Source organism: Roseobacter ponti (assembly GCF_012932215.1).
In the GTDB taxonomy this organism is placed as follows: Bacteria; Pseudomonadota; Alphaproteobacteria; order Rhodobacterales; family Rhodobacteraceae; genus Roseobacter; species Roseobacter ponti.
The window spans coordinates 3502501-3518181 of record NZ_CP048788.1 but is presented as its reverse complement, the minus strand read 5'-3'; the positions used below and the strand labels follow the sequence as shown (position 1 = coordinate 3518181).

Here is a 15681-nt window from a genome sequence, read left to right as displayed (position 1 = left end):
CGACGCCGTTCAGCTTTCATCTTGCAACACTTTGTGCGCCATGCGACGGGTTTCGCACCAAAAGGACGCGCGCAGAGGAGATCCGCAGATGAAAATTGCAGAAGCGGTGACATTCGGCGGCTCCGGACTTGATCGTGCGGGAGAAGTGCGTGCGGATGCGTCCGCTGTGGCAACCGCCCGGGCCGACAGCGCTGCGCGGGCGATCCTGTTCTGGCGGGGTAAGCCACTGATATCGAATGAAAAGCCGGCATCTCTGGTGCGGCTCCCAATGGATCATCCGGTGCTTGAGGCGGCCGCCGAAGCGCCTGTTCTGCTGGGGCGCGAAGACGGTGCTGCGCGCTTTGCATTCGATATTTCCTCCTGGTCGCCGGACGATCTCGACCCCGGCCTGCTCGGCGGCTTTCTGGACCCGACAGAACAGCAGCACCCGGCGCTTGGCGATACTGAGGTCTTTGCCGAGCTGCGCCGCGTAATGACATGGCTCAGCGCGCGCGATGCAGAGCTTGCAGCAACCGGTAAGGCCATTCTCGGCTGGCACGAAACGCACCGGTTCTGTGCCCGCTGCGGTGCGGAATCTGCGATCGAACAGGCCGGCTGGCAGCGTAAATGCATCGCCTGCGGGGGGTCGCACTTTCCGCGTACCGACCCGGTTGTGATCATGCTGATCACCCGTGGCAACAGTGTGCTGATGGGCCGTTCGCCTGGCTGGCCTGATGGGATGTTCTCACTGCTGGCGGGTTTTGTTGAGCCGGGCGAGACCCTTGAAGCTGCAGTGCGCCGCGAGGTGTTTGAGGAAGCAGGGGTGCGGGTAGGACAGGTCACCTATCTCTCCAGCCAGCCCTGGCCCTTTCCGGCCTCCCTGATGATGGGCTGTGCCGGAGAGGCGACCAGCGAGGAGATCACCATCGATCCGGTGGAAATCGAGCAGGCCATGTGGGTCAGCCGCGAGGAGATGATGCAGGCGATGTCGGGGGAACATCCCACCATACTGCCGGCGCGCAAGGGCGCGATTGCACATTTTCTCATCGAAAACTGGCTTGCGGACAGACTTGATTGACACGACAGTGGCGTTCATCTGACGCAGCAGGCCCCGGCAATGAAGTTTGAGACCCAGGAAGACATCGACGCACCCGTGGGCCATGTCTTTGAAATGCTCACCGATTTTGAAACCTTTGAGCGCGCGGCAATGCGGCGCGGCGCCGAAGTGCGTCGGACAGATGGTCATACGGCACCGGCAGTCGGAGTGTCCTGGGAAGCCCGGTTTTTCCTGCGCGGGCGCATGCGGGACGTGACGCTTGAGATCACCCGCTGCGATCCGCCCGATCATCTCGCGCTTGCGCTGGCCTCATCCGGGCTGACCGGAAGCATCGCCTTTGAGCTCATTGCGCTCTCGCCGTCGCGCACGCGCCTGCTGGTCGGGCTGGAGCTGCAACCGCACAGCCTGTCAGCGCGGTTGCTGGTGCAGTCGCTGAAGCTGAGCAAAGGCGCCATTCTGCGCAAATACGAGGACCGCATCGCCGGTTTCGTTCAGACGCTCAGCGACAGGCATGACCGCAGGACCTGACGGGGCTGTCAGTCGCGGTCAGGGCTGGCGGGGTAAACGCCAAGGATCTCGATCATATTGGTGAAGTACTCCAGCTCTTCCATCGCGCGCCGCACAGCCGGGTCCTCCGGATGGCCCTCAATGTCCGCATAGAACTGTGTCGCCGTGAAAGAGCCGCCCACCATATAGCTTTCCAGCTTGGTCATGTTGATCCCGTTGGTGGCAAAGCCGCCCATCGCCTTATAAAGCGCAGCAGGAATGTTGCGCACCTCAAAAACGAAGCTTGTGATCATGCCGTGATCGCCCCGCCGGCTGTGATCAGCCTGGGGCGACATCAGCAGAAAGCGGGTGGTGTTATTGCCCTGATCTTCGATGTGCCGGGCCAGCAGGTCCAGGCCGTAGATGTCGCCGGCAAGCTCACTGGCAAGCGCTGCCATCGAGGGGTCCCCGCCGGCAGCAACATCCTTGGCTGAGCCGGCCGTATCCGCGCCCGTGACACGCCGGATGCCGTGTCTGGCCAGAAAGCTCTTGCACTGACCCAGCAGCACCGTGTGGCTCATCGCGCTTTTGATGTCTTTGAGGGCGGTGCCCGGCAGCGCCAGCAGGTTGATGTGCACCCGGACGAAAGATTCTTCGATGATGTGCAGGCCGGACTGCGGCAGCAGCGAATGAATATCCGCAACCCGTCCGTAGGTTGAGTTTTCCACCGGCAGCATGGCAAGCTCTGCCCTGCCCTCGAGCACTGCATCGATTGCATCCTCGAAGGTCCGACAGGGAACAGGTGTCATTTCCGGGCGTGCGGCGTGACAGGCTTCGTGGCTGTAGGCGCCGAGCTCTCCCTGAAAAGCGATGCGGGCGGGGGTATCGGCAGTCATCGGAGAGGATCCCTGGCTGAATTCTTTGGAAACCGGTCGTTTGGTCGCGGTAACTACACCTTGCCACGGCGAAGGGGAAGCAATAGATACCGCGGGAACAAAAACAACGGACCGTGATTCAATGTTTGACACAATGACATTCACCAAAGCGGCAGGCGGCGTGTGCGGCGCACTGCTTGTGTTCCTTCTCGGCAAATGGGCTGCCGAAGAGTTGTATCATGTGGATTCGCATGGCGAAGCCTCATACGTCATTGAGGTTGAAGACGATGCCGATACCGCAGAGGTCGAGGAAGTCGTTGATTTTGCAACCGTTCTGGCATCCGCCAGCGTCGATGATGGCGCCAAGGTGTTCCGCAAGTGCTCTGCGTGTCACAAGCTGGAGCAGGGCGCGAACGGCGTTGGCCCTTACCTTTACGGTGTCGTCGGTCGCGGTATCGGTGCTGCAGACGGCTTCAGCTATTCTGAAACACTGGCAGGCATGGACGGCGACTGGACCCCTGAAAATCTCAGCGGCTTTCTTGAGAAACCCTCTTCATGGGCAGAAGGAACATCCATGGGCTTTGCAGGTCTGAACAAGGTTCAGGACCGGGCCGATGTGATCGCCTATCTCGACAGCCTCGACGACTGATATTTACCCCGAATTAACCATAAGGGCCGCTTGCTGTGATGCAGGCGGCCTTTTTGCTGTGCAGGATAGTGCGGAACCCGGGCAATCACATTTTCGCAACTTGTATCTTGGCCCGGCGTCCCGTTAGCTTACATCAGAGCAAGACGCCGGAAGAACACGGTGGCACACAGGAGGAATTTCCAGATGACATCCCCCCGGACCCGGACCATCGCGGCACCTTATCGCAGGGCCCGCACCCTCGCAGCCCTGGGCGCACTGACCGCTGCGGTTGCTCTGTTCTGGACGACGACGCTGCGGGCGCAGGACAATATGGTGGTAAGCCACGGCTATTCCTTTTACGGCGATCTGAAATACCCCGAAGACTATTCGCATTTCGACTACGTGAACCCCGACGCACCCAAGGCCGGCGAAATTTCTCTCAGCGTCGTCGGCACGTTTGATTCCATGCACCCTTACACCCGCAAAGGCCGGGCCGGGGCGCTGTCGACCGTGATGTATGAAAGCCTTCTGGGCGAGGGCACCGGCGGCGCGGCCGCCCCTGCGGATGCTTACGGCGAATATCTCTGCCTGCTCTGCGAGCGGGTGGAATACCCTGAGACGAAGGACTGGGTAATCTTCTACATGCGTCCCGAGGCACGGTTTTCAGACGGCTCGCCCGTCACCGCCCATGACATCGCGTTCAGCCACAACCTGCTGCTGGATGAGGGGCTGAAATCCTATGCCGATGCCGTGCGCCAGCGCATCCCCGAAGTCGAAGTAATCGATGACCACACCATCAAATTCTACTTCACCGAAGGCATCTCCCGGCGCAGTCTCATTGATCAGGTCGGGTTCGTGCCTGCCTGGTCGAAAAAGTGGTATGAGGAAACCGGCGCGGGTCTCGACGAAAGCCGGCTTGAGGTTTCGCCCGGGTCCGGCCCCTATATGATCGAGAGCGTCGATGTGAACCGCCGCATCGTGTATAAGCGCAACCCTGAGTACTGGGGCAAAGACCTTGCCTTTAATGTCGGGCGCAACAACTTCGACAGCATCCGCATCGAATACTTCGGTGACGACACCGCCGCCTTCGAGGCATTCAAAGCCGGCGAATATACCTTCCGCAGTGAAGGGGACTCGCGCAAATGGGCCACCGGCTACGACTTCCCGAAGGTTGATCAGGGCCATGTCGTGACCAAAGACCTGCCGGACGGCTCCCCGCCGTCGCCCTCGGGCATCGTTTTCAACCTTGGCAGCGACGTGCTCAAAGACCGCCGCGTCCGGCAGGCCATCGCCCTTGCCTTTAACTTCGAATGGACGAACGAGAGTCTGCAGTACGGGCTTTTTAAGCAGCGTGCCTCCTTTACTCAGGATACACCGCTTATGGCCACCGGCCTGCCGGAAGGTGACGAGCTTGCCTTTCTGCAGGAACTCGGTGATCTGGTGCCGCCTGAAATGATCAGCGAGCCCGCGCTGGAGCCCCATACCTCAAAGCCGGAGCGTCTGCTCGACCGGCGCAATGCCCGTGCAGCGATGAAACTGCTTGATGAGGCAGGCTGGGGTGTCGGTGATGATGGCATCCGCCGCAATGACGCAGGCGATACGCTCAGGCTGAACTTTCTCTTCAACAGTGCCACCTCGCCCACTCTGAGTGCTGTCATGGAAAACTTCGTTTCCAACGTGCAGGGCCTTGGTGTCGATATCACCTTTGAAAAGGTCGATGCCTCGCAATACACCCTGCGCGAACGTGACCGCGATTACGATCTGGTGTTCGACGCCTATGGCGCCTTTCTCGGCACTGGCACCGGTCTGATGCAACGCTATGGATCTGAGGCTGCCGAATTCAGTCTTTTCAATCCTGCGGGCCTTGCCAGCCCGCTTGTGGATGCGATCATCGAACGCTCGCTCGTTGCCGAGACCCGCGAAGAGGAACAGGCCTCTCTTATGGCGCTCGACCGCGCGCTGCGCTACGAGTTCATCATGATCCCGGTCTGGTACAATCCCAGCCACTGGGTCGCCTTTTACGACCAGTACGAACATCCCGAAGAGATCCCGCCCTTTGCCCTCGGGCAGCTGGATTTCTGGTGGTACAATCAGGACAAAGCGGATGCGCTGCGAGCGGCAGGAGCGCTGAGATAAGCCCATGGGCGCCTATATTATCCGAAGGCTGTTGCTGATCATCCCGACCCTTCTGGGGATCATGCTGATCAATTTTGCGCTGGTGCAGTTCGTGCCGGGTGGCCCCGTCGAACAGGCCATCGCCCGCATTCAGGGTGGCGGCGACGTGTTTGAAGGGTTCGCCGGCACCAACAATGACGCAGGTTCTGTTGATCTGGGCAGCAATGAGAGCGAATACATCGGCGCGCGCGGCCTGCCGCCTGAGTTCATCGCGGAGCTAGAAGCCGAATTCGGCTTTGACAAACCTCCTGTCGAACGCTTCCTGAATATGATCTGGAACTACATGCGCTTTGATTTCGGAGAGAGCTATTTCCGGTCGATCTCCGTGCTGGAACTGATCAAGGAGAAACTGCCCGTTTCCATCACGCTCGGGCTCTGGTCCACGGTCATCGCCTATCTGGTGTCGATCCCGCTTGGCATCCGCAAGGCGGTCCGCGACGGCTCGCGGTTTGACACATGGACGTCGGGCGTGATCATCGCGGCCTATGCGATCCCCGGCTTTCTCTTTGCGATCCTGCTGCTGGTGCTCTTTGCCGGCGGATCCTATTACCAGATCTTCCCGCTCAGGGGCCTTACCAGCGACAATTTTGACCAGCTTACGCCGATGGGAAAGGTGATCGATTACTTCTGGCACATTACCCTGCCGGTATTTGCCTCCACCATCTCCGCCTTTGCCACGCTGACGCTGCTGACCAAAAACAGCTTCCTCGACGAGGTGAAAAAGCACTACGTCATGACTGCGCGCGCCAAGGGGCTGTCGGAGGCCCGTGTTCTCTACGGCCATGTGTTCCGCAACGCGATGCTGATTGTGATCGCAGGTTTTCCGGCCGTGTTTATCGGCGTCTTTTTCGGCGGCTCGCTGATCATCGAGACGATCTTCAGCCTCGATGGGCTGGGTCGTCTGGGTTTCGAGGCGGCGGTGGCGCGCGATTATCCGATTGTTTTCGGCACGCTTTTCATCTTCGGTCTGATGGGGCTGGTGGTCGGCATCCTGTCGGATCTGATGTATGTGCTGGTCGATCCGCGCATCGACTTTGAACGGCGGGAGGGCTGAGCATGGCGATGACTGATCCGCTGCCCACACGCCTGCCCGGACAGGACGCACCGCCGCCTGTCCCAGAAAAGCCAAAGCGCTTCTCCCTGTCGCCCCTGAACCAGCGGCGCTGGCGCAATTTCCGCCGTAACCGCCGCGCCTACTGGTCGCTGTGGATATTCTCGATCCTCTTCGGGCTGTCGCTTTTCGCCGAATTCATCGCCTATGACAAACCGATCCTTGTGAGCTATCGCGGCGAGATTTACACACCGATCTGGAATTTCTACCCCGAGACCGCATTTGGCGGAGATTTTCAGACAGAAGCCGTTTATCGCGATCCGGAAGTAAAGTGCCTGATCGCCACGGGCGGGCTGGACCTGTGTTTCGATGATCCCGAAGCGTATATCGAAGACGCAAAAGACGGCGTTGTCGAAGGCGAAGAGATTGAAAAAGGCTGGGCCCTCTGGCCGCTTATTCCCTATTCCTATGACACGGCCGTGGACCGCCCCGGTGCGGCCCCGCTGCCGCCCAACGCACAGAACCTGCTGGGCACTGACGGCACCAAACGCGATGTGCTCGCCAGGGTGGTACACGGCTTCCGGCTCTCTATATTCTTCACTTTGATCGTCACCGGGGCGGCCTCGCTCATCGGGATTGCCGCCGGTGCTGTGCAGGGCTTTTTCGGCGGCTGGGTGGATCTGATTTTCCAGCGCATCATCGAGGTCTGGTCTTCGACGCCGCAGCTTTATGTGATCATTATCCTCTTCGCGATCCTCGGGCGAAGTTTCTGGCTGCTCGTTTTTCTCATGGTGCTCTTTGGCTGGATGTCTCTTGTGGGCGTGGTGCGCGCCGAATTCCTGCGCGCACGCAATCTTGAATACGTGCGCGCCGCCCGGGCGCTGGGGGTCAGCAACCTGACCATCATGTTTCGCCACATGCTGCCCAACGCGATGGTGGCAACGCTTACGATGCTGCCGTTTCTTGTCACCGCAACCATCGGCACACTGGCTGGGCTCGATTTTCTGGGCTTTGGTCTGCCGTCCTCGGCCCCCTCATTGGGAGAACTGACCCTGCAGGCCAAACAGAACCTGCAGGCGCCCTGGCTCGCCTTCACCGCCTTCTTCACCTTTGCGATCATGCTGTCGCTGCTGGTGTTCATCTTCGAAGGTGTCCGCGATGCCTTTGATCCCAGAAAGACCTTTGCATGAGCGCCCTTCTTGACGTCAAGGATCTGCGCGTTGGGTTTCGCCAGGACGGAAAGCTGACAGAAGCCGTGCGCGGCGTCAGCTTTTCTGTCGAACGTGGTGAGACCGTCGCTCTCGTGGGTGAGAGCGGCTCGGGCAAATCTGTTTCTGCCCTTTCCACCGTTTCCCTGCTCGGGGACAGCGCGGAAGTCTCCGGCTCCGTTACCTATGATGGTCAGCAGATGATCGGGGCGGATGAGAAACTGTTGCGCAAGGTGCGCGGCAATGACATCAGCTTCATCTTTCAGGAGCCGATGACCTCGCTTAATCCGCTGCACACCATCGAAAAGCAGCTGGGTGAGAGCATCGCCCTTCACCAGGGACTGACCGGCGATGCGGCACGCGCGCGGATCATTGAACTGCTGGAGCAGGTCGGCATTCAGGACGCGGCCACCCGCGTGACCAGCTACCCACACCAGCTCTCTGGCGGCCAGCGCCAGCGCGTGATGATCGCCATGGCCCTTGCCAATGAGCCGGATGTGCTGATCGCCGACGAGCCGACAACGGCGCTGGATGTCACGATCCAGGCGCAGATCCTCGATCTGCTGAAAGACCTCAAGGACCGGATGGGCATGGGGCTGTTGTTCATCACGCACGATCTTGGCGTGGTGCGGCGCATTGCCGACCGCGTTTGTGTGATGCAGAACGGCGAGATCGTGGAGACCGGACCCACAGCAGAAATCTTTGACGCACCGAAACATCCCTATACGATCAAACTGCTGAGTGCCGAGCCCTCTGGCGCGCCCGCGCCGCTGCCCGGGGACGCAAAACCCGTGGCGCGCACGGAGCACCTCAAGGTGTGGTTCCCGATCCAGGCAGGTCTGCTGCGCCGCACGGTCGGGTACGTCAAAGCGGTTAACGATGCGAGTCTGTCGGTGCGCGCCGGAGAGACCATCGGCATCGTGGGGGAGAGCGGCTCGGGCAAAACCACGCTGGCCCTTGCCCTGATGCGCCTGATTTCCTCTGAGGGTGAGATCACCTTTATGGGCGATGACGTACGCAAATGGAGCACCCGGCAGCTGCGCAGCCTGCGCAAGGACATGCAGATCGTGTTTCAGGACCCGTTCGGATCACTCAGCCCGCGCATGACCTGCGCCCAGATCATCTCTGAAGGACTGGGTATTCACAGAGTTGACCCCGACCGCGCCCCGCGTGATCTGGTGCGGGACGTGATGATCGAGGTGGGGCTCGACCCCGAAACGATGGACCGCTACCCGCATGAATTTTCCGGCGGTCAGCGACAGCGGATCGCGATTGCGCGCGCAATGGTTCTGCGGCCGCGCCTTCTGGTGCTCGATGAGCCGACCTCTGCGCTCGACATGACCGTTCAGGTTCAGATCGTCGATCTGTTACGCAAGCTGCAGGAAAAATACGGGCTGGCCTATATTTTCATCAGCCACGATCTCAAAGTCGTGCGTGCGATGTCGCATCACGTGATGGTCATGAAACGCGGAGATGTTATCGAACAGGGCCCTGTGGAGCAGATCTTTGACGCGCCGCGCGACGAATACACCCGTACGTTGCTCCAGGCCGCGACCTGAAGTCAGATCGCTGAAGCGTGGGCGTTCTCCGACATGCTGTAGGCATCGAACTCGCGCGCGATGATACGCGTCAGCGCCAGCGCGTCGGGATGCACCTCGAGCCCGCTGGTGGTCAGCTGCACTGTATCGCCGAATTTTTTCGCCACATCGCGCAGCATCTTCGCCACGTGCGCCTGCGTGCCGGGAAAACGCGTTTCAGTCTCGTCGGTCGAAATCCTGAAATCACACATCAGAGCCTCGATCAGGCGGGCGCGCAGATGGTCCTCCTGGGTAAAGGCATGACCGCGGACAGTCGCAAAACGGCCCTCGCGCACAGCGGCGGTGTATTTCGAGGTTGCCGGCTCATTCTGCGCATAGCCTTCGGGAAACCGCGAAATGGCAGAGGCGCCAAGACCGATCAGCACGTCGCAGGGCTCGTCGGTATAGCCCTGAAAGTTGCGGCGCAGTCTGCCGGTACGGGCGGCAACCGCCAGCGTGTCATCCGGCAGCGCAAAATGATCGATACCAATCTGTTTATACCCGTCCCATTCAAATAGCTGTCGTGCCGATTCGAACAGGGCCAGGCGTTCCTCGGGCTGGGGCAGGGCGTCTGACGGGATCAGCGCCTGGCGGCGGGCCATCCACGGCACATGCGCATAGCCGTAAAGCGCCACGCGGTCCGGGCTCAGCGTCAGAAGTTTCTGCACTGTGGCCGACAGCCGCGCCTGATCCTGGTGGGGCAGTCCGAAAAGGATATCGGCGTTGAGCGACCGGATCCCGGCGGCCCGCAACATATCAGCAGCGTTCCGTGTGGTCTCAAACCCCTGGATGCGCCCGATGGTCGACTGCACCTCATCGTCGAAATCCTGTACGCCGATCGAGGCGCGGTTCATGCCGGCCTCTGCCAGGGCGTCAACCCGTGGCTGATCGATCTCATTGGGGTCAATCTCGACGGAGAATTCGGCGCCGGGCGCCAGTGGCAGCACTTTCCGGATTCGTCTGGCGAGCTTTCGGGTCATCTTGGGCGTCAGAAGGGTGGGTGTGCCGCCGCCCCAGTGCATTCGGTTCAGCTGCACACCTTCCGGCAGATGCGCACCCAGGATCTCCAGTTCCTCAAAGAGGGTTTTCAGATATGCGGCAACAGGGCTGTTGGTCTTGGTCCCCTGGGTTCTGCAGGCACAGAACCAGCACAGCCGCCGGCAGAACGGGATATGCAGATAAAGCGACACCCGCGCACCGGGCGCAATGCCTGCAATCCAGTCCCGCATCTGCGCGGGACCTACAGCGGGTGTAAACTGCGGGGCGGTCGGGTAGCTCGTGTAGCGGGGCACTTTTGCGTCAAAAAGACCCAGCTTGGCTAATTCAGGTGTCATGTGCATACTGATTTAATAAGAAGAGACCTGTCAGCTTTCCTTGACACAGATCAAATCCGGAGTGTTCTGAATGACGCAAAGTCTTGCGCCAGAAATCAAAGACTGCAGCGACTGTCCGATCCGCCACAGAGCGGTATGTGCGAAGTGCGAGACCGATGAACTCGCTCTGCTGGAAGATATCAAATACTACCGCAGCTTTTCCGCCGGACAGACAGTCATGTGGGCTGGGGACAGAATGGAATTCGTGGCCTCGGTGGTGTCAGGTGTCGCCACGCTGACCCAGACGATGGAAGACGGGCGCCGCCAGATGGTCGGCCTGCTGCTGCCGTCGGATTTCGTCGGCCGCCCCCAGCGCGACACCGCCACTTACACCGTGACGGCGGCCAGTGACGTGGTGATGTGCTGTTTCCGCCGCAAACCGTTTGAGCACATGATCGCCAACACGCCTCATATTGCGCACCGCCTGCTTGAGATGACACTTGATGAGCTTGACGCCGCGCGCGAATGGATGCTGGTCCTCGGTCGCAAGACCGCGCGCGAAAAGATCGCGAGCCTGTTGTCTATCATCGGCCGCCGCATTGCGGATCTGAGCAATAAAAAGGCCGGTCAGTCCATCACGTTCGATCTGATGCTGACCCGCGAAGCGATGGCGGATTATCTGGGCCTGACACTGGAGACGGTGAGCCGCCAGGTCTCCGCGCTGAAAAAGGACGGGGTGATCGTGCTGGAAGGCAAACGGCATATCACAGTGCCGGATATGCGCCGGCTCATGGAAGAAGCAGGTGATGACAGCGACGGCGGGCTGCTCTTCTGAGCAGACCACCGCCGGGCCCTTTTTAGTGCATCATCAGCACCGGAACCCTGCTGTCTGCGAGGGTGTCGCGGGTTGCGCCACCCAGCAGAGCCTCGCGGAAGCGCGAATGACCGTAGCCACCCATCACTAGAAGCTCTGAGCCGGTTTCAGTAACATGGCGCGCCATTTTGGCACTGACCCGCTCGCCGCTGGCGGACATAACCTGAATGTCACAGTTAACCCCGTGCCGGCTCAGCCAGACTGCAAGGCTGCCACCCGGGTCTGACCTGTCGGGCGCATGGCCGGGCGGGTCGATGATCGCGATATGCACTTCTTTGGCCTGTTTCAGAACCGGCATCGCGGCGCGCACAGCGCGCAGTGCTTCGGGGCTTTCGTTCCACCCGATCACAACCCGTTCCGGCGCCATATCGGCAGAAGCGCCTGGCGGCACCACCAGAACCGGACACCCGGCCTGAATGAGCAACCCTTCGAGAACCGCGCTTTCTTCGGGCCCGGCGCCGTCGCGGTAAGGCAGCGGCAGCACGGCGATATCTGCAAACCGCCCGCGTGCCACGACCGCGTGACCGGCATCATTCCCCGCGGCAACAGCGGTATGCGCGTCCCAGCGCGCATCGGTTTTCTTCAGCTCCGGCACGGCAGCATCCCGGACTTCCTGCGCGCGGTTCTGTGCATGTTCGATCGCGGCCTGCATCACTGCGGGGTTGGTGCCGAGTTCGTAATAAGAGCCATGTGACTGATCAAGGCCCAGACAGAGTACCTCCAGATGGCCGTCCTGCGCAGTAGCGAGGGCAGCAGCTTCGCTGAGGGCCGAAGCTTTTGTATCAGCAGATGTGAGTACGGTCAGAATCGTCTTATAGGACATGTCTGGCTCCTTTCAGAATTGTCTGTGGCACAGGATTAGGCGATCGGGCTGCGCCGGGCTTTGATTGCTATCACGGAAAAAACAGAAAAATGTTGATGCAGATCAAGGTCCGCCCTGAGGCTGCGGGGCATTAACAGTTCAAAGGAACAAGACGCCGGGCCTGCCAGTAGTGGTGCGCCCGGCGCGCCGGATAAAAGGGAGCCGGATTAATGAACACCGGAACAGGAAACTATATGAAGCTGGTGGTGCTGGGGCTTGTGACGCTGGTGGCGATGATTGCCGCCGGTTACGCAAGAGATCTGGCCTATCAGGTTCACATGATCATTTTTATGATCGTGGCGGCAGGGCTCTTTCTTGTCACGCTGCGGTCCACAGATGAGCCGGCAGCCCCGGCAGCCCCGCAAAACGAGTATTTTGACAGCGTCGTGCGCGCCGGGGTCATAGCCACCGCCTTCTGGGGTGTTGTCGGGTTTCTGGTCGGCGTGGTGATCGCGTTTCAGCTCGCCTTTCCGTCACTCAATTTCGAATGGGCAGAAGGGTACGCCAACTTTGGCCGCCTGCGCCCGCTGCACACCTCGGCGGTGATTTTTGCTTTCGGGGGCAACGCCCTGATCGCCACGTCGTTCTTTGTGGTTCAGCGCACCTCGGCTGCCCGTCTCTGGGGCGGCAATCTGGGCTGGTTCGTTTTCTGGGGCTACCAGCTCTTTATCGTTCTGGCGGCCACCGGCTATCTTCTGGGCGGCACACAGTCCAAGGAATACGCAGAACCCGAATGGTACGTCGACATCTGGCTGACCGTGGTCTGGCTCGCCTATCTGGCCTGTTTTCTGGGCACGATCATCAGGCGCCGCGAGCCGCATATCTATGTGGCCAACTGGTTCTATCTGGCGTTCATAGTCACAGTGGCAATGCTGCACGTGGTCAATAACCTGTCGGTGCCGGTCTCCATCTGGGGCAGCAAATCCGTGCAGGTTTTCTCGGGCGTTCAGGACGCTATGGTCCAGTGGTGGTATGGCCACAATGCCGTTGGTTTCTTCCTGACCGCCGGCTTTCTGGGCATGATGTACTATTTTATTCCCAAACAGGCCGAACGCCCGGTCTTCAGCTATAAACTGTCGATCATCCACTTCTGGGCGCTGATCTTCCTCTATATCTGGGCCGGCCCGCACCATCTGCACTACACGGCTCTGCCCGACTGGGCGGCGACACTGGGGATGGTCTTCTCGATCGTGCTCTGGATGCCAAGCTGGGGCGGAATGATCAACGGTCTGATGACGCTGCAGGGTGCCTGGGACAAGCTGCGCACCGATCCGGTCATCCGGATGATGGTCACCAGCCTTGCGTTCTATGGCATGTCCACCTTTGAGGGGCCGATGATGTCGATCCGCTCGGTGAACTCGCTGTCGCATTACACAGACTGGACGATCGGCCACGTGCACTCCGGTGCGCTCGGCTGGAACGGGCTGATCACCTTTGGCGCGCTGTACTATCTGGTGCCGGTGCTGTGGAAACGTGAGCGTCTCTACTCGTTCACTCTGGTCAGCTGGCACTTCTGGCTCGCAACGATCGGCATCGTGCTCTACGCGGCATCGATGTGGGTGACAGGCATCATGGAAGGCCTGATGTGGCGCGAAGTGGATGCCAACGGTTTCCTCGTGAACAGCTTTGCCGACACCGTCAGCGCCAAATTCCCGATGTATGTGGTGCGCGGTCTGGGTGGGGTCATGTTCCTCTCCGGCGCTGTGATCATGTGCTATAACCTGTGGATGACTGTGAAGGCCGCGCCTGCCAAAGACGCGCTCGCCACAGCTGTCCCCGCTGAATAAGGAGGGAGCAGAGATGTCGATCCTTGCAAAACATAAGTTCATTGAAACCAACGCAACCCTCCTGCTGGTGCTCAGCTTTCTGGTGGTGACGATCGGGGGGCTGGTGCAGATTGTGCCGCTCTTCTATCTCGAAAACACCATCGAGGAAGTCGAGGGAATGCGCCCTTACTCCCCGCTGGAGCTCACCGGCCGCGACATCTACATCCGGGAGGGCTGCTATGTCTGTCACAGCCAGATGATCCGGCCGATGCGCGACGAGGTGGAACGCTACGGGCATTACTCTCTGGCGGCGGAATCGATGTATGACCATCCGTTCCAGTGGGGCTCTAAACGCACAGGCCCCGATCTGGCCCGTGTCGGCGGTCGGTATTCGGATGACTGGCACCTGGTGCACCTGCGCGATCCGCAATCGGTGGTACCGGAATCGATCATGCCGAAATACGCTTTCCTCGAAGAAAAGCTGATCCGGCCTGAACACGTGGACGAACTGCTGGCGACCCATGCGTTTGTCGGGGTGCCTTATACCCAGGAAATGATTGACACAGCCGCTGCGGATTTCCGCGCTCAGGCCGATCCGGACAGTGATTATGATGCGCTGCTGGAACGGTATCCGGGTGCGCAGGTCCGCAACTTTGACGGCCAGCCCGGGATCTCCGAGGCTGACGCACTGATCGCTTATCTGCAGATGCTGGGCACGCTGGTCGATTTCTCGACCTTCACCCCGGACGCCAGCCGCTGAGGAGACCGTAAAACATGGAAACCTATTCCCTGCTGCGCGAATTTGCAGACAGCTGGATGCTGCTGCTGCTCTTCGTGATCTTTGTCGGCATTGCCTTCTGGGTCTTCCGGCCGGGCAGCCGGCCCGTTCACCGGGACACTGCCAATATGATTTTTCGCAATGACGACCGACCGGCTCCGCCCGGGGAGGACAGGAAATGACCAAAGTACCACCAAAACAAGACGGCGATCCGGACACCACCGGCCACACCTGGGACGGCATCGAGGAGTTTGACAACCCGATGCCACGCTGGTGGCTCTGGACTTTTTACATCACCATCATCTGGGCGGTCGCTTATACCATTGCCTATCCTGCCTGGCCTCTGGTCTCCTCGGCGACAGCGGGCATCCTTGGATACTCGACCCGCGGTGAAGTAATCAGTGACATCGCGGCAGTGGAAGAAGCCAACGCCGGGATCAACACACAGCTTGCTGAGGCCGAAATCACCGAAATCAGCCTGAACCCTGAGCTCAACAGCTACGCGGTGTCCGCCGGGGCTGCGGTGTACCGCACATGGTGCACGCAGTGTCACGGATCAGGCGCGGGCGGTGCTGTCGGCTATCCCAACCTGCTGGACAACGACTGGCTCTGGGGCGGCAGTGTCGAGGCCATCTACTCAACCGTGGCGCATGGCATCCGCAACGAAGAAGACCCCGATGCGCGTTACTCAGAAATGCCTGTCTTCGGTGATATCCTCGAAGAGGAAGAGATCGCTCAGGTCGCCAATTATGTCATGACACTTTCGGGCGGCACACCTGTTGATGCGGCAGCATCTCAGGCGGGTGAGGCCATCTATGCGGATAACTGCTCGGCCTGTCACGGCGATAACGGTCTGGGTAACAATGACCTTGGCGCACCCAACATCGCGGACCAGATCTGGCTTTACGGCGGGGATTATGACACGCTGGTCGAGACTGTGACCTACAGTCGCTATGGCGTTATGCCCCCCTGGCAACAGCGCCTGTCTGAGGCAGAGTTGCGCGCAGTATCTCTTTACGTGCACCAGCTCGGCGGCGGCGAATAGGCCGCCT

The 15681-nt window shown here is 60.0% G+C and carries 15 protein-coding genes; 12 read left to right on the top strand and 3 right to left on the bottom strand.

The window, feature by feature from the left end; genetic code table 11:
• Positions 1-88 precede the first annotated feature (88 nt).
• Positions 89-1057 (top strand): NAD(+) diphosphatase, encoded by a 969-nt coding sequence (nudC, locus tag G3256_RS16850; protein ID WP_169641928.1) that lies wholly within the window; start codon positions 89-91, stop codon positions 1055-1057.
• Between the two features lie 39 nt (positions 1058-1096).
• Entirely contained in the window at positions 1097-1564 is a 468-nt protein-coding gene (locus G3256_RS16845) for an SRPBCC family protein (protein ID WP_169641927.1), read from the top strand.
• An 8-nt stretch (positions 1565-1572) separates the two neighbouring features.
• On the opposite strand, the gene G3256_RS16840 is transcribed toward G3256_RS16845, so the two are convergent.
• Positions 1573-2418, bottom strand: coding sequence for a prephenate dehydratase (locus G3256_RS16840; RefSeq protein WP_169641926.1), 846 nt, complete (start codon positions 2416-2418; stop codon positions 1573-1575).
• Positions 2419-2539: 121 nt separating this feature from the next.
• Here G3256_RS16840 and G3256_RS16835 point away from each other — a divergent pair, with 121 nt between their 5' ends.
• The 5 genes from G3256_RS16835 to G3256_RS16815 all read left to right on the top strand — a co-directional run bounded on the left by G3256_RS16835 (position 2540) and on the right by G3256_RS16815 (position 9018).
• The gene (locus G3256_RS16835; RefSeq protein ID WP_169641925.1) at positions 2540-3046 is read left to right on the top strand and encodes a c-type cytochrome; all 507 of its coding nucleotides are present in this window, start codon (positions 2540-2542) and stop codon (positions 3044-3046) included.
• A 183-nt stretch (positions 3047-3229) separates the two neighbouring features.
• Positions 3230-5161 (top strand): extracellular solute-binding protein, encoded by a 1932-nt coding sequence (locus tag G3256_RS16830; protein ID WP_169641924.1) that lies wholly within the window; start codon positions 3230-3232, stop codon positions 5159-5161.
• A 4-nt stretch (positions 5162-5165) separates the two neighbouring features.
• Positions 5166-6254, top strand: a complete 1089-nt coding sequence (locus G3256_RS16825) for a microcin C ABC transporter permease YejB (protein ID WP_169641923.1) — start codon at positions 5166-5168, stop codon at positions 6252-6254.
• Positions 6255-6262: 8 nt separating this feature from the next.
• On the top strand, positions 6263-7441 hold the full coding sequence (locus tag G3256_RS16820) for an ABC transporter permease (RefSeq protein WP_246227933.1): 1179 nt from the start codon (positions 6263-6265) through the stop codon (positions 7439-7441).
• Positions 7438-9018 (top strand): ABC transporter ATP-binding protein, encoded by a 1581-nt coding sequence (locus G3256_RS16815; protein ID WP_169641922.1) that lies wholly within the window; start codon positions 7438-7440, stop codon positions 9016-9018. Before G3256_RS16820 ends, G3256_RS16815 begins: the two co-directional genes overlap by 4 nt.
• A gap of 2 nt (positions 9019-9020) precedes the next feature.
• Here the strand turns inward: G3256_RS16815 and hemN are convergent, their stop codons facing one another.
• On the bottom strand, positions 9021-10376 hold the full coding sequence (gene hemN / locus G3256_RS16810) for an oxygen-independent coproporphyrinogen III oxidase (protein WP_169641921.1): 1356 nt from the start codon (positions 10374-10376) through the stop codon (positions 9021-9023).
• Positions 10377-10440: 64 nt separating this feature from the next.
• Here hemN and fnrL point away from each other — a divergent pair, with 64 nt between their 5' ends.
• Complete coding sequence (gene fnrL / locus G3256_RS16805) at positions 10441-11184, top strand: transcriptional regulator FnrL (RefSeq protein ID WP_169641920.1); 744 nt, start codon at positions 10441-10443, stop codon at positions 11182-11184.
• A gap of 22 nt (positions 11185-11206) precedes the next feature.
• Here fnrL and G3256_RS16800 read toward each other — a convergent pair whose 3' ends face one another.
• The gene (locus G3256_RS16800) at positions 11207-12046 is read right to left on the bottom strand and encodes a universal stress protein (protein WP_169641919.1); all 840 of its coding nucleotides are present in this window, start codon (positions 12044-12046) and stop codon (positions 11207-11209) included.
• 209 nt (positions 12047-12255) lie between these two features.
• On the opposite strand from G3256_RS16800, the gene ccoN reads away from it, so the two are divergent.
• From ccoN to ccoP, 4 genes are read left to right on the top strand one after another with little or no spacing between them, the layout of a single operon-like run.
• A complete protein-coding gene (gene ccoN, locus G3256_RS16795; RefSeq protein ID WP_169641918.1) occupies positions 12256-13872 on the top strand; it encodes a cytochrome-c oxidase, cbb3-type subunit I in 1617 nt (538 codons plus the stop codon).
• 13 nt (positions 13873-13885) lie between these two features.
• Positions 13886-14611: a cytochrome-c oxidase, cbb3-type subunit II gene (gene ccoO / locus G3256_RS16790; RefSeq protein ID WP_169641917.1), complete on the top strand. Its 726-nt coding sequence runs from the start codon at positions 13886-13888 to the stop codon at positions 14609-14611.
• 14 nt (positions 14612-14625) lie between these two features.
• Positions 14626-14811, top strand: a complete 186-nt coding sequence (locus tag G3256_RS16785) for a cbb3-type cytochrome c oxidase subunit 3 (protein ID WP_169641916.1) — start codon at positions 14626-14628, stop codon at positions 14809-14811.
• Positions 14808-15674: a cytochrome-c oxidase, cbb3-type subunit III gene (gene ccoP / locus G3256_RS16780; RefSeq protein ID WP_169641915.1), complete on the top strand. Its 867-nt coding sequence runs from the start codon at positions 14808-14810 to the stop codon at positions 15672-15674. The genes G3256_RS16785 and ccoP overlap by 4 nt, the downstream gene beginning before the upstream one ends.
• Positions 15675-15681: the final 7 nt, after the last annotated feature.

Excerpts from the sequence above, each read along its gene's own strand:
- G3256_RS16800 (WP_169641919.1), bottom strand. The coding sequence starts at position 12,046 with ATGTCCTATAAGACGATTCTGACCGTACTCACATCTGCTGATACAAAA.
- hemN (WP_169641921.1), bottom strand. The coding sequence starts at position 10,376 with ATGCACATGACACCTGAATTAGCCAAGCTGGGTCTTTTTGACGCAAAA.
- fnrL (WP_169641920.1), top strand. The coding sequence starts at position 10,441 with ATGACGCAAAGTCTTGCGCCAGAAATCAAAGACTGCAGCGACTGTCCG.
- G3256_RS16845 (WP_169641927.1), top strand. The coding sequence starts at position 1,097 with ATGAAGTTTGAGACCCAGGAAGACATCGACGCACCCGTGGGCCATGTC.
- ccoP (WP_169641915.1), top strand. The coding sequence starts at position 14,808 with ATGACCAAAGTACCACCAAAACAAGACGGCGATCCGGACACCACCGGC.
- G3256_RS16830 (WP_169641924.1), top strand. The coding sequence starts at position 3,230 with ATGACATCCCCCCGGACCCGGACCATCGCGGCACCTTATCGCAGGGCC.
- ccoO (WP_169641917.1), top strand. The coding sequence starts at position 13,886 with ATGTCGATCCTTGCAAAACATAAGTTCATTGAAACCAACGCAACCCTC.
- G3256_RS16815 (WP_169641922.1), top strand. The coding sequence starts at position 7,438 with ATGAGCGCCCTTCTTGACGTCAAGGATCTGCGCGTTGGGTTTCGCCAG.
- G3256_RS16835 (WP_169641925.1), top strand. The coding sequence starts at position 2,540 with ATGTTTGACACAATGACATTCACCAAAGCGGCAGGCGGCGTGTGCGGC.
- G3256_RS16825 (WP_169641923.1), top strand. The coding sequence starts at position 5,166 with ATGGGCGCCTATATTATCCGAAGGCTGTTGCTGATCATCCCGACCCTT.
- nudC (WP_169641928.1), top strand. The coding sequence starts at position 89 with ATGAAAATTGCAGAAGCGGTGACATTCGGCGGCTCCGGACTTGATCGT.
- ccoN (WP_169641918.1), top strand. The coding sequence starts at position 12,256 with ATGAACACCGGAACAGGAAACTATATGAAGCTGGTGGTGCTGGGGCTT.
- G3256_RS16820 (WP_246227933.1), top strand. The coding sequence starts at position 6,263 with ATGACTGATCCGCTGCCCACACGCCTGCCCGGACAGGACGCACCGCCG.
- G3256_RS16840 (WP_169641926.1), bottom strand. The coding sequence starts at position 2,418 with ATGACTGCCGATACCCCCGCCCGCATCGCTTTTCAGGGAGAGCTCGGC.
- G3256_RS16785 (WP_169641916.1), top strand. The coding sequence starts at position 14,626 with ATGGAAACCTATTCCCTGCTGCGCGAATTTGCAGACAGCTGGATGCTG.